This window comes from Streptomyces sp. BK022 (assembly GCF_004217355.1).
Classification (GTDB): domain Bacteria; phylum Actinomycetota; class Actinomycetes; order Streptomycetales; family Streptomycetaceae; genus Streptomyces; species Streptomyces griseoluteus.
Genome location: NZ_SHKU01000003.1, coordinates 1027322 through 1039845, shown reverse-complemented (window position 1 = coordinate 1039845; position 12524 = coordinate 1027322). Strand labels below are relative to the sequence as shown.

Annotated in this window: 14 protein-coding genes; 6 read left to right on the top strand and 8 right to left on the bottom strand. The window is 74.7% G+C overall.

What is annotated here, in order from left to right:
• Positions 1-94: 94 nt before the first annotated feature.
• Together EV284_RS16250 and EV284_RS16245 are read right to left on the bottom strand one after the other, a co-directional pair.
• Positions 95-349 (bottom strand): DUF397 domain-containing protein, encoded by a 255-nt coding sequence (locus tag EV284_RS16250; protein WP_130334574.1) that lies wholly within the window; start codon positions 347-349, stop codon positions 95-97.
• Positions 350-1210 (bottom strand): helix-turn-helix transcriptional regulator, encoded by an 861-nt coding sequence (locus EV284_RS16245; RefSeq protein WP_130334572.1) that lies wholly within the window; start codon positions 1208-1210, stop codon positions 350-352.
• A gap of 240 nt (positions 1211-1450) precedes the next feature.
• On the opposite strand from EV284_RS16245, the gene EV284_RS16240 reads away from it, so the two are divergent.
• The 3 genes from EV284_RS16240 to EV284_RS16230 all read left to right on the top strand — a co-directional run bounded on the left by EV284_RS16240 (position 1451) and on the right by EV284_RS16230 (position 4678).
• The gene (locus tag EV284_RS16240) at positions 1451-2143 is read left to right on the top strand and encodes an ATP-binding protein (protein ID WP_130334790.1); all 693 of its coding nucleotides are present in this window, start codon (positions 1451-1453) and stop codon (positions 2141-2143) included.
• Positions 2140-2562 (top strand): hypothetical protein, encoded by a 423-nt coding sequence (locus EV284_RS16235; protein WP_207229048.1) that lies wholly within the window; start codon positions 2140-2142, stop codon positions 2560-2562. Before EV284_RS16240 ends, EV284_RS16235 begins: the two co-directional genes overlap by 4 nt.
• Before the next feature lie 253 nt (positions 2563-2815).
• Complete coding sequence (locus tag EV284_RS16230; RefSeq protein ID WP_242625706.1) at positions 2816-4678, top strand: ABC transporter ATP-binding protein; 1863 nt, start codon at positions 2816-2818, stop codon at positions 4676-4678.
• Between the two features lie 20 nt (positions 4679-4698).
• Here the strand turns inward: EV284_RS16230 and EV284_RS32700 are convergent, their stop codons facing one another.
• From EV284_RS32700 to EV284_RS16215, 4 genes are all read right to left on the bottom strand, one after another.
• Positions 4699-4875, bottom strand: a complete 177-nt coding sequence (locus EV284_RS32700; RefSeq protein ID WP_165425533.1) for a hypothetical protein — start codon at positions 4873-4875, stop codon at positions 4699-4701.
• A gap of 185 nt (positions 4876-5060) precedes the next feature.
• Positions 5061-5705 carry a DUF899 domain-containing protein gene (locus EV284_RS16225; protein WP_130334568.1) on the bottom strand — a complete coding sequence of 215 codons (645 nt, stop codon included), beginning with the start codon at positions 5703-5705 and terminating at the stop codon, positions 5061-5063.
• Between the two features lie 99 nt (positions 5706-5804).
• Positions 5805-7655, bottom strand: coding sequence for an FUSC family protein (locus EV284_RS16220; protein ID WP_242625691.1), 1851 nt, complete (start codon positions 7653-7655; stop codon positions 5805-5807).
• 56 nt (positions 7656-7711) lie between these two features.
• The gene (locus tag EV284_RS16215; protein WP_130334566.1) at positions 7712-8533 is read right to left on the bottom strand and encodes a nucleotidyltransferase domain-containing protein; all 822 of its coding nucleotides are present in this window, start codon (positions 8531-8533) and stop codon (positions 7712-7714) included.
• A gap of 94 nt (positions 8534-8627) precedes the next feature.
• Here EV284_RS16215 and EV284_RS16210 point away from each other — a divergent pair, with 94 nt between their 5' ends.
• On the top strand, positions 8628-9038 hold the full coding sequence (locus EV284_RS16210; RefSeq protein WP_130334564.1) for a RidA family protein: 411 nt from the start codon (positions 8628-8630) through the stop codon (positions 9036-9038).
• Positions 9035-9484 (top strand): GNAT family N-acetyltransferase, encoded by a 450-nt coding sequence (locus EV284_RS16205; RefSeq protein WP_130334562.1) that lies wholly within the window; start codon positions 9035-9037, stop codon positions 9482-9484. The genes EV284_RS16210 and EV284_RS16205 overlap by 4 nt, the downstream gene beginning before the upstream one ends.
• Before the next feature lie 85 nt (positions 9485-9569).
• On the opposite strand, the gene EV284_RS16200 is transcribed toward EV284_RS16205, so the two are convergent.
• Entirely contained in the window at positions 9570-10268 is a 699-nt protein-coding gene (locus EV284_RS16200) for a uracil-DNA glycosylase (RefSeq protein WP_130334560.1), read from the bottom strand.
• A 24-nt stretch (positions 10269-10292) separates the two neighbouring features.
• The gene (locus EV284_RS16195; RefSeq protein ID WP_130334558.1) at positions 10293-11813 is read right to left on the bottom strand and encodes a YfcC family protein; all 1521 of its coding nucleotides are present in this window, start codon (positions 11811-11813) and stop codon (positions 10293-10295) included.
• 135 nt (positions 11814-11948) lie between these two features.
• Between EV284_RS16195 and EV284_RS16190 the strand changes: the two genes are divergently transcribed.
• Positions 11949-12506 (top strand): RNA-binding S4 domain-containing protein, encoded by a 558-nt coding sequence (locus tag EV284_RS16190; protein WP_130334556.1) that lies wholly within the window; start codon positions 11949-11951, stop codon positions 12504-12506.
• Positions 12507-12524 lie beyond the last annotated feature (18 nt).

Genomic DNA, 12524 nt, shown 5'->3' with positions numbered 1-12524 from the left:
GGCCGGACCGGAGGGGATGGGAGGGGGCGGGGACGGGGGGACCAAGGGTGGTGCGCGGAGTCAGGGACGCAGAGTCAAAAACAGTGACAGCGGTTCAGGAGAGCAGGAAGTCCGCCTCTCCCGCCTTCGCGCCCTCGATGAAAGCGGTCATCTCGGCCGTGGTGTATATCAGCGCGGGGCCGTCCGGGTCGGTGGACTGGCGTAGGGCGATGCGGCCGTCGGCCAGCTTCATGGCCTCCAGGCAGTTGCCGCCGTTGCCGCCGCTCCAGGGCTTGTGCCAGCCCACGGCGCCCAGTTCCCGCGCGGGCATGCCGTTGTAGACGCGGCGGCGCGGATTGATGCGATCCATTCACAGCTCCTTGCGGAGATCCCGCAGGATCTCCTTCGTGCGTTGTGCCGTGGCGGCCTGCGCCGCCATGCGGTCCATGACCTCCAGGTGAGTGGCCACCTCGGAGCGCGCGTCGAGGTAGACCGCGCCGGTCAGGTACTCGCTGTAGACCATGTCCGGGAGTTCGGGCATGGCGAACCGGAACAGTACGAAGGGGCCGTACGTGCCCGGATGCGGCCCGTTGGCGAACGGGGCCACCTGGAGGGTGACGCCGGGCAGCGTCGTGGCCTCCAGGAGTTTGTCGAGCTGGGCGCGCATCACCTCGGGGCCCCCGACAGGGCGGCGCAGGGCGGTCTCGTCCATCACGGCCCAGAAGCGGGGCGCGTCCGGGCGGGTGAGGAGTTCCTGACGGCGCATCCGGAGATCGACGTGGCGCTCGATGTCGTCGGGGCTGGTCTGCCCGATGGCGCCGGATCTGAGCACCCCGCGCGCGTAGTCCTCGGTCTGGAGCAGGCCGGGGACGAAGTGCGGCTCGTAGGAGCGGATGAGCGCGGCGGCGCCCTCCAGGCTGACGTACATGGAGAACCAGCCGGGCAGGATGTCGTGGAACCGCTGCCACCAGCCGGGCCGGTTGGCCTCCTCGGCGAGCTGGACGAAGAGTTCGGCCTCGTCGTCCGGAACGCCGTAGGACCTCAGCAGGAGTTGGAGGTAGGGGATCTTGAGGGAGACCTCGGCCATCTCCATGCGGCGCACGGTGGCGGGGGCGACGCGGAGGACACGGGCGGCCTCCTCGCGCTTGAGCCCGGCGCGTTCCCGCAGGTCCAGCAGGCGGCGGCCGAGGACCACCTGACCCACGGTCGGCGCGGACCGCGGTTCGCTCACGTTGCCACCTCCGACGGAAGGGATACCGGTTGCCTGGGCGGGGATGTCCGGTGAAGGAACCCCGACAGCCCTGCGGCGCCGTTCGAAGACGCGTCCGACGATCCGGGCGGATCGGCGAGGGTCTCAATTGGCGCCGCGCGAGGTGCTGTTGCGAGCAGTGTGCCACGGCCGTTCACCGCGTCATACCGCACTCTGCATTTTTCAGAGTGACACTTGCCAAGTGTTCGCGGCGGGGAGATAGTGGCAAGCGTGATTCCGTCCGCGCCCTTAGGAACAGACTCCGCCGCAGACCGTTCCCGTCCCGGCGCAGCACCGGCAACGGCCGGGGCCGGCCGCCGGTTCCGCTTCGAGCTGGCCGCGCACCCGGGCTCCCCGGCCCGGGCCAGAAGCCTGGCGCGGGCCCGGCTCGCCGGCTGGTCGGTGTGCGCGGACACCTGTGAGAGCGCGGTCCTGGTCGTCTCCGAGCTGGTCACCAACGCCGTCGTGCACACCGCGAGCAGCCGCGTGGTGTGCGAACTGGCCGACCACGACGGCCTGGTGCGCATCGCCGTGCGGGACGAGGGATGCGCGCCCGGCGAGCCCCACCCGGCACAGCAGCGGCCCGACGAGGAGCACGGGAGGGGGTTGCTTCTGGTCGCCGCGCTGTGCCGGGCCTGGGGTGCCCAGGAGTACGGACCGGGCCTGCTGGTCTGGGCCGAGCTGGACCGCGGCCCCGCCACGGACGGCCACTCCGACGCCCCGGCGCACCCGGAGACCCGCGCCGGCACCCGCGCCACCGAGCCCCGACACGACCTCGGCTGGGGCACCCGCGGCAAGCCCGACCCCTCCCGCGCCCCCGGCGAGGACGTACGCTCCGCCCCCGGCCGCCACATCCGGGTGCCCGAGCAGTACGCCCCTGCCGCCGGGCCCGCCGAAGCCTGGAGCCGGTCGTGACCGGCGCCGCCGGGCATCCGCTCGGTCTGAACACCCTGGTCCGGCTCGGGCGCGGCCGCCCCGCCCCGGACCGGTCACCCGGACCGCCGGTGCCCGAGGGGATGACCGCCCCGCTCGGCTGCGACGCCGTCGCCATGCCCGACCGCCTGGCCGCCCTGCTCGTCCCCCGACTCCCCCGGGTGGGCTGTGTGTACGCCGAGGGCGGCCGCTGGTGGTGGCTGGTACCGGCCGACTCCGACTACGCGCTGCCCTGGCCCGCCCCCGCCCAGTACGCCCCCGGCGCCCCCGTCCCCCGCACCGCCCATCTGCTGCGCCGCCCGGCCGGCACGATCCCCTACACCCCGCCGATCCCGCTCTACCTGGCCCTGTGCCGGGTCACCGGCACCACCCCGGACTGGTCCCGCCCCATATCGGCCTGACGGCACGCGCCCCCGGTACGGCACCGCTCCGGCCGCCCCTCCCCGCGCACCCCCGTACGCCCCCGTTGCCCCCGCTCGCGCTCTGCCCGTGCCGGGCGCCCGCGGGGATAGTGGCCGTTCGGTCACGGCGAGCGGGAGGTCCGCGGTGCGGCAGCGACGGGGGCGGAACAGGCCAGACGACTCGAAGGACCCGGACGGTCCCGAGGTCTCCGAGTCGGAGCGGCTGCTCTTCGGCGGCCCCCTGCGGTACGACATGGGGTGGAACGAGCACGCCGACGCCTTCCTGGAGCTGAGCCTGCGCTCGATGGTCCGACGGCTCCCCGGCATGCTGGCGTCCAGTCTGGAGCTGGCCCGGCAGGCGGACCCCCGGGCCGCCCGTACCGTGCTGGCCGCCGAGGTGGGCCGGGGTGTCGCCCAGGCGGTGGGCCTGCTGGCCGTCAACAGCGCGCTCGGCAGCCTGCTCACCGGGCCGGACATCGGGCACCGGCTGCGCGCCGCCGTACCCGCCCTCGCGGTGATGGCGGCGACGATGCTGGTCGCGGCGCTGCTGCGGGCCGCCTCCACCTACGCCACCGGGCGGCTGGAGCCCAAGGTGGAGCGGGTGGCGACCGAGCTGTATCTGGAGCGGGCGGCCAATGTGGAGCTGGCCGCCATCGAGGACCACGCCTTCCACAAGCTGCTCGACACCGCCCAGTACGGCGCCCGCTCGGCGCGTCACATGATCTCCTACGGCGCGCGGGTGATCAACGCGCTGATCTCCCTCATGGCGGCGGCCGGTGTGCTGACCGTGCTGCACCCCGCGCTGCTCCCGCTGCTGGTCACCATGACGCTGCCGAGCGCCTGGAGCGCGCTGACCAACGCGCGGCGGCGCTACGAGTCGTTCCACACCTGGGTGCAGCACGTGCGGGCCGGGCATCTCATCGGCAGTCTGCTCACCGAGCCGGGGGCGGCGCCGGAGATCCGGGTGCACGGGGTCGGCCCGTTCCTGCTGCGGCACTACCGCGCGATGTCGGAGACGGCGGAGGCCGAGCAGGCCCGCCTCTCCCGGCTCGCGGCCCGTACCGGGCTGGCGGCGGCCGCCTGGACCGGGCTGGCGACGCTCGCCACGTACGCCACCCTGGGTGCGCTGCTGCTGGCCGGGGCGATGGCGCTGTCGGTGGCGGGTACGGCGGTCATCGCCATCCGCACCGGGTCGGCGAGCCTGGACACGCTGGTGCTGGAGATCAACCAGCTGCACGAGGAGGCGCTGTTCGTCGGGGACCTGGAACGGCTGTACGTGGAGGCGGCCGAGCGGGCGATCCCGGTGGGCGGGGAGGACCTGCCCGAGGAGCCGAAGGAGATCAGGTTCGAGGACGTCACCTTCAGCTACCCGGGCGAGTCGGCGCGGCCCGCGCTGGACGGGGTGAGCCTCAGTCTGCCCATGGGCCGGATCATCGCGCTGGTCGGCGAGAACGGTTCGGGCAAGACGACCCTGGTCAAGCTGCTCGCCGGCCTGTACGCGCCGGACCGGGGCCGGGTGCTCTGGGACGGGGTGGACGCGGCGCGGGCGGACCGGCGGCTGCTGGCCGAGCGGGTGGCGATGGTGGCGCAGGACTTCAAGCGGTGGCCGTTCACCGCGCGGGTCAACGTGGCGGTGGGCCGCTCCTCCGTACCGATGACCGAGGAGCGGCTGGCGGCGGCGGTCGCGGAGGCCGGTGCCGAGGAGGTGGTGGCGGGCCTGCCGCGCGGTCTGGACACCCTGCTGGCCCGGAACTTCACCGGCGGCCACGAGCTGTCCGGGGGCCAGTGGCAGCGGCTCGGGATCGCGCGGGCCGCCTACCGGCGCGGCGGCATCCTGATCGTGGACGAGCCGACGGCGGCGCTGGACGCGCGGGCCGAGCTGGCGGTGTTCGAGAAGATCCGGGCGCTGGCGGGCAGCGGGCAGACCGTCGTACTGATCACGCACCGGCTCGCCTCGGTCCGGCACGCGGATCTGGTGCACGTACTGGAGCGGGGCCGGCTGGTGGAGTCCGGCAGCCCGGAGGAACTGCTCGCGCGGGGCGGGGTGTACGCCGAGCTGTACGCCCTCCAGGCCGGGCAGTTCACCGCCCCCGTCCCCGCGCCGGGGCCCGGCTGAGCCGGACACGCTCGGAAGTCTCAGTCCACGCCCTCGGCGCCGCGCAGGATCACCAGGAAGGTGTCGGTCGCCAGGTCCATCACGACTTCGGCCGGCATCCCTTCCTGCCGTCGCGCGTGCGCGAACTCCTCCGCGGGCCATGAGCCGCGCGGGCCGCCTGCGGGAAAGCGTTCGAGCACGGTCCGCCCCATCACCATCTCGCACCTCCAGTCATGCGTCGTACCTACCGAAGTCAACGCGCTGGAGGGGGTGATCGCCTCGCCCGGTGACGGGACTGAGACGCAGTCGACACCGGTTCACAGCCGAACGTGCACGTCCGCTCACCGCGGGACGGCATCGGACGCGTCCGGTGCCCGGACGGACACGGAACGGTACCGCCCGGTCAGTGGTCGTAGCTGTCGTGCAGCCGGAGCCGGTCGCCGCCGTGCGGGTGGCGGCCGAGGGCGGTGAGGTCGAGCAGGCCGGAGAGGGCGCCGATGCCGTCCAGGGCGTCGTCGTACACCGAGTAGGTGTGGAAGACCCGGTCACCGTCGCGCAGGAAGCAGCTCAGGCCGGGGCGTTCGACGGGGGCGCCGTCGCGGTGCACGGTCGCCTCGAAGTCACGGTTGAAGTCGCTGTGGCAGGAGGAGTACCAGGGCACGGTCCAGCCCATCCGCGCCTTGAAGGGCAGCAGCCGGGTGAAGGGCGCGAGCGAGACGGCCGCGAAGGCGGTGTCCCGGGCCCGGAGGTGGGCGAGGGGGCCGAGCTGGTCGAGGAAGGCCGCACAGCAGGGGCAGCCGGTCTCCTGCTCCGGGGCGAACATGAAGTGGTGGACGACGAGCTGGGCGCGGTCCCCGAACAGGTCGAGCAGTGTGGCCTTGCCGTCGCCGCCTTCGAGGACGTACTCGTCGCGGACCTCGACCACGGGCAGCCGTCGCCGTTCCTCGCCGAGCGCGGCGCGTGCCCGCTCGACGGCCTGTTCCTTGCGCCGTAACTCCTCGCGCGCCGCCCGCCACCGTTCGCGGCTGACGATCTCCGGAAACGACATGAGCCCTCCTGTCCGACGGTCCGTTCGGGGTGCTGACCGTGGACGGGGGCACAACTCATCGGCGCGCGGCGGATTATTTTTCCGGGGAGCGGCGGGCGGTCACGCGGCGGTGCCGAGTCCGGTCCAGTCCCGGCCCCCGGCCTCCAGTTCCCGCAGCGCGGACCGGAGCTGGCCGGTGTGCCGGGGGGTGAGGCGGCCGGTGTCGTCCAGGTGGACCGCACAGGCGGTGGTGGTGTCGACGAGCCGTTCCAGTACGGCGGCCAGCTGGTCGGTGCCCTTCGTGTGCCGGGCCAGGGTGGGATGTTCGGCGGCGGAGACGGCGATGGCGGTACGGGCCTCGGCGAGGGCGCGGTACGCCTCGCGGCGCAGCGCCCAGCGTTCGGCATGGTCGCCGGTCTCGGCGAGGACGTGCACGAGGTAGGCGTGCGCGGCGCTCCCCGCGGTGGCCAGCCGGGCCCGGACCCCGGCGCCGTGGCGGCCCGGCATCGGCAGATGGCCGACGACCAGGACGAGCGCGCAGGCCACCATGGTCTCGGCGATCCGGCCGAGGCACGCCTGCGGTTCCCCGCCGGCCATGATCAGGGCGAGGACGAGCACGGTGACGACGGCGGTCAGCGCGGCGAAGTTCCGGGTGGAGACGGGCAGCAGGGCGCCGCACACGGTGACCAGCACGACCAGGCCGGCCGGATGGGGCAGCAACGCGGCCAGAGCGGCGAACACCAGCGCGCCGAGCACGGTCCCCGCGGCCCGGCACAGCACGCGGGAGACCAGCGGACCGAGGTCGGGCTTGACGAGGAAGACGGCGGTGAGCGGCAGCCAGTACCAGTGCGGGTGGCTGCCGTACCAGCCGGTGTGGTGCAGCGCCTGGGCGATGCCGGCTCCGGCGCCGAAGCAGAGGGCGACACGCAGCCCGTACTCGCGGCCCGCCGTGCCGGCCATGGCCCGCAGCGCACCGCGCAGCCCGCCGCGCCGGCCGCGGGTGAGATGGCGGGCGCCTCCGGCGCGGTCGAACTCCTCGGCGGCGCGCAGCAGGGCGTCGTCGAGGGCGCGCAGGGCGGGTGCGGCGCGGGTGGGGGCGGGCAGCGGGCCCGCTGCGGTGTTGTCGCGGACGGCGGCGGCGAGCCGGCGGGGGCCCGCCGAGGCCCGCGCGGAGAGCGGGTCGCCCGCCCAGGCGAGGGCGGTGGCGGCCTCGGCCAGGGGCAGCGCGGCCCGGAATTGGGCGTGCAGGCGCCGTTCGGCGGCGGAGGTCGCGCGGCGCCGCAGCCGGGGCCCGGCGAGGGCGTCCTGCGCGTGGTCGAGGGCGGCGGTGAGCGCGGCCCGGCGGGCGGGGGCCGTGGCGGTGCCGGCCGCGTCGAGCAGGGCGGCGACGGCGTCGTACACGTCGGCCACCGCCCGGCGCTCGCCGTCGAAGCGGAAGTCGCCCGCCAGGGAGCCGGGGGTGGGCAGGGCGAGGCGGAGCAGGATCAGCCAGAGCGCTCCGGCGAGGAAGGCGAGGGCGCCCTGCCAGGCGGGCGGCCCGGCGGGGGTGCCCGCCCCGACGGCGGCGGTGACGAGGAGCTGGGTGCCCGCCGCCGAGGCGACCGGGCCGACGGCACTGATCGAGCCCGCCAGCAGGCCGAGCACCGTCAGGGCGACGGTGAGCGGTACGGCGGCGAGGTGCTGTCCGCCGTAGGTGCCGGCGAGCAGGCCGAGGGCGCCGGCCAGGGCGGGCGTGCCGAGGCGGTCGACGGAGGCGCGCCTGCTGCCGGGGCGGTCGTTGATCCCGGCGAGCATCGCGCCGGTCGCGGCGAGGACGCCCTCGGCGGTCAGTCCGGCGAGCATCCCGGCGACCAGCAGCGGTCCGGCGGCGAGGGCGCCCCGGACCACCGCGCTCCAGGGCAGGGGGCCGCGCTGGGCGCGGAAGGCATGGGCGAGCCAGGGCGGAAGTGACCGGACGGCGGGGCGCGACACGGGGCTCCTGTTCGTGCGAGGGCGGGGGGCCTTCGGACGACGGCGGCCGAGTGGGGTCACTCCAGGGTAGAGCGTGGCGCGGCGGTGGACGCGACGCCCGGGTTTCGGGGAGGTGAAAGATGCCCCGGCGGCGTGAGCAGGATCTCCTCCGCCTCGGTCACCGCGCCGACGAGCGTCCTGGGCGTGAGGGCGGCGGTCACCTCGTCGATCCGCCGCAGTCCGGCGCGCTCCAGCAGCCGCTTCTCGTTGGTGACCCACTCCCCGCGCTCGGCCAGCACCGCGTGCGCGGCCTGGGCGGCGGCGGTGGCCAGCGCACCGGCGACCTCGGTGAGCCGGCCGCGCGGGGCGTGGTGGGCGCGGGCGTAGCCGAGGGTGGCGCGGGCGGTGCCCCGCCAGCGCTCGGGGGCGGTGCGGCGCAGCGCGTCCGGGTAGGCGGCGGGGCGGGGCAGGGTGCCGCGCAGCACCTGGTTGACGGCCAGCTCGGCGACGATCAGGTACGTGGGAATCCCCGCGAGGTGGAACAGCAGGGGCTCGACGCGGAAGCGTCCCTGCTCGGCCTCGGCCAGCTCGTGCTCGACGGTGCCGAGATCCCGGTAGTGGACGTCGACCCGGCGGCCGTCGACGGTGAGCCACGCCCCGCCGTTGAACACCCCGCCGCCCCAGCCGCCGACCTCGGAGACCTCGCCCTCCCAGCCGAGGGCGCGCAGGTCGTCCGGGTCGAAGCCGCCCCGGTAGTACACGGCGAGGTCCCAGTCGCTGTCCTCGGTATGGGTGCCCTCGGCTCGCGAGCCGCCGAGCGCGACGGCCCGCACCGTGGGCAGCCCGGCGAGGCGCTCGGCGGTGGCCGAGAGGAAGTCGGCGTCGGAAAGGGTGGGCACGGCGGCTCCTCGCTGTCGTGGTTATTCGGATGCGCGGGCGGTTCCAGGCCGCCGATGATGGGCGGTCGTCCGCCCGCCCGTCGAGGGAGCCGCCATGATCCGCCGTGTCACCGTCCCCGGTCTCTTTCCGCCGCCGACCTACTCCCACGCCTCCGTGGTGGAGGCGGGCACCCGGCTCGCCTTCCTCGCCGGCGCGGTCCCGCTGGACGAACGGGGCGAACTGGTCGGGCCCGGCGATCCGGTGGCCCAGGCCGGGCAGGTGATCGCCAACCTGCGGGAGCAGCTGCGGGCCGTGGGCAGCGATCTGGCGCACGTCCTGGTGACCGAGGTGTACGTGGTGAGCGACCAGCCCTCGGTGCTCTCCTCGGTGTGGGAGGTGGTGGAGGCGTCCGGTCTGAGCAAGGGCCCGCACTCCTCCACCCTGCTCGGCGTCGCCTGCCTCGGCTACACCGGCCAGCTGGTGGAGATCACCGCCACGGCCGCGATCCCGGAGGCCGGCCAGTGACGGTCCTGCTGCGGCGGGCCGTCCCGGCGGACGCCCGTGCCACGGCAGACGTCTGGCTGCGCTCCTTCGCCGCCGCGCTGCCCGACGTCGTCCGGCCCCGCTCGGACGACGAGGTCCGCGCGCACGTCCGGGACGTGGTGATCCCGCTGCGCGAGACCTGGGTGGCCGAGGCGGAGGACGGCGCGATCGTCGGCATGATGGTGCTCGACGGGGGCCTGCTGTCCCAGCTCTACCTGGACCCCGCCCATCGTGGGCGCGGCCTCGGCGACCGGTTCGTGGCGCTGGCCAAGCAGCGCGTGCCGGACGGGCTGACGCTGTGGACCTTCCAGGTGAACGCGCCCGCGCACCGCTTCTACGAGCGCCACGGCTTCGTCGCCGCCGAGCGCACCGACGGCCGCGGCAATGAGGAGCGGGAGCCGGACGTGCGGTACGTCTGGCAGCCCTGACCCGCTAGGGCCTCTCGTTTGGATCTTGCCGGGCTCGCGGGGTCTGGCACCGCGCCCTGATCCGGCCTGATCCAAACGAAAGACCCTAGACCAGCCCCGCCGCACGGGCCGCCGTGCCCAGGGTCTCGCGGAGCATCTCGGGGGTGAGGCGGCCGGTGAAGGTGTTGCGCTGACTGACGTGGAAGCAGCCGTAGAGGTCGAGGCCGCCTTCGAGCGGGACGTGGGTGCCGTGGCCGAAGGCGGGGCGGGGGCGGGGTACGGTCCAGCCCGCCTCGGTGAGCGCGGGCAGCGCCGCCTGCCAGCCGAAGGCGCCCAGCACGACGACGGCCCGGAGCGTCGGCCGGAGCAGCTTCAGCTCCTGCACCAGCCAGGGCCGGCAGGTGTCGCGCTCACCGGGCGTCGGCTTGTTGGCGGGCGGTGCGCAGTGCACGGGGGCGGTGACGCGGACGCCGTACAGTTCCAGCCCGTCGTCGACGGCGACCGAGGTCGGCTGGGAGGCGAGGCCCAGGTCGTAGAGGGCCTGGTAGAGCACGTCGCCGGAGCGGTCGCCGGTGAACATGCGGCCGGTGCGGTTGCCGCCGTGCGCGGCGGGGGCCAGCCCGATGATCGCCAGCCGGGCGTCGGCGGGGCCGAAGCCGGGTACCGGGCGCCCCCAGTACGTCCAGTCCGCGAAGGCGGCCCGCTTGGTACGGGCCACCTCCTCGCGCCACTCCACCAGCCGCGGGCAGGCCCGGCACTCGCTCACGCGCCGGTCCAGCCGGGCGAGACCCTCGCTGTCGTCCATGCCCTTCACGGTAGGCCCGCCCGGTCAGGTGAACGCCGCTCCCAGCGCGACGAACCCGCAGATCAGCGCGAACAGCACGGCCAGCAGCGGCCACGCGAACCGCAGGTACTTGTCGTAGCCCACCTTGGCGAGCGCGACACCGCCCATGACGACGGCGGTGGTGGGCACCCACAGGTTCATCCAGCCGCTGGACGCCTGCCAGGCGGTGACGACGACCGCGCGGGACACCCCGGCGAAGTCCGCCAGCGGGGCGAGGATCGGCATGGCGAGCGTGGCGTGGCCGGAGGTGGAGGGGATCAGGAAGGCCAGCGGCAGGTTCACCACGAACACGATGACCGCGAAGACGCCGGACGAGGTCCCCCGCACCACGCCCTCGATGGAGTGCAGCACGGTGTCGGTGATCTTGGAGTTGTTCATGATCACGGTGACGCCGCGGGCCAGCACGATGACCAGCGCGGGCGAGATGAAGTCGGCCGCGCCCTGCACGACGGTGGAGCTGAGCCGCTGCTCCCCCATCCGCGCCACCAGCCCGACCAGTACGGCGGCGCAGATGAACAGCGCGGCGAGCTGCGGGAAGGACCAGTCCAGCTCGAACCCGTACGGGGTGGCGTCCGCGTCGCCGGTGAGCGCGCTGGACCAGGGCACCACGGAGAAGATCATGAATGCGAAGACCAGGACCATCGTGGTCAGCACCGCCCGGTGCAGCCCGGTCAGTTCCGGTTCCGCGTCCGGCGCCTCGGTGGCGTGCTCGCGGTCGCCGGGCAGGAAGCCGGTGAGGGAGCGGGCCGGGTCCCGCCGCACCCGCCGGGCGTACCGGATGACGTAGGCGACCGTCACGGCCGTCAGCACCACCCACATCACGAATCGCAGCACGATGCCGTCGCCGAGGGAGATGTCGGCCGCCGAGGAGGCCACCCCCGTGGCGAAGGGGTTGACCGTCGAGCACAGCACGCCGATGCCCGCGCCCAGGATGATCGTGCCGACGGCCACCATCCGGTCGTAGCCGAGGGCGAGCATCAGCGGCACGATCAGGCCGTAGAAGCCGAGGGTCTCCTCGGCGAACCCCTCCACGGTGCCGAGCACCGAGAAGACCACCATGATCCCGGCGATCAGCAGCGCGCCCCGCTCCCGCAGCCGGTGCGCGAGCCGGGCGATGCCCCGGTCGAGCGCGCCGGTGGCGAACACGACGGTGATGAACGCGCCGATGGCCAGCACGAACAGGAACACCCCCGCCGCGCCGTACAGCTCTCCGGCCAGGTCCGGCCCCACCAGCCCGGTCCTCGCGTCCCGGAGGCCGTAGAGGCCGTTCACCGGCGACAGGAACAGGTCCTCGAGCCGGTCGACGAAGGACTCCCCGGCCAGGACGCGGTGGTAGGTCCCCTGGACGGGGACGCCGGCCGCGTCCCGGTCGTACTGGCCCGGCGGGATGAGGAAGGCGAGCAGCCAGACGGCGATCGTGACGACGGCGAGCACGGTGAGCGCGCTGGGAAAGGTGAACGTCCGCCGGTGCCGGGGCGGCTCCTCGGCCTCGGCCTCCGTCTCCATGTCCCCTCCTCGCTCCCGGCGCGACCTCGGCAACAGCCTCCGGGGTGCGCGGGCGGGGCGCATCCGGGGTGGAGCGTGGGAGTGGTGGTGAAACGCCGTACCGGCCCGGCGCGGCGGAGCGTTAGGGTCGGCAGCATGGCACTCGCTTCGCAGGACCCGGCCGCCGACGGCACCCGGGAGGCCGCCGCCCCCGCGGTACCGGCGCCCGACCCCGGTACCGCCGCCGCGGTGGCCGCCGCCGAGGCCGCGGGTCTGGGCGCCGGTGAGACGGTCCGCATCGACAGCTGGGTCTGGGCGGTGCGCCTGGTCAAGACGCGCTCGCTGGGCGCCACCGCCTGCCGGGGCGGCCACGTCCATGTGAACGGGGAGCGGGTGAAGCCCGCGTACTCCGTGCGGGTGGGTGACGAGGTGCGGCTGCGGCACGAGGGCCGGGAGCGCGTGGTGATCGTGAAGCGGCTGATCCGCAAGCGGGTCGGCGCTCCGGTGGCCGCGCAGTGCTACATCGACAACTCGCCTCCTCCCCCGCCCCGCGAGGCGGTCGCCCCCGTCGGCGTCCGCGACCGGGGCACCGGCCGCCCCACCAAGCGGGACCGCCGCGAACTGGAACGCCTGCGCGGCCTGGGAGCACCGGACGCCCCCGGCGCTCCTCCCGTCGCCCCGGACCCCCACGGCAGGCGCCGGCCGGCCCGCTGAGCCACGGCACCTCCGGCC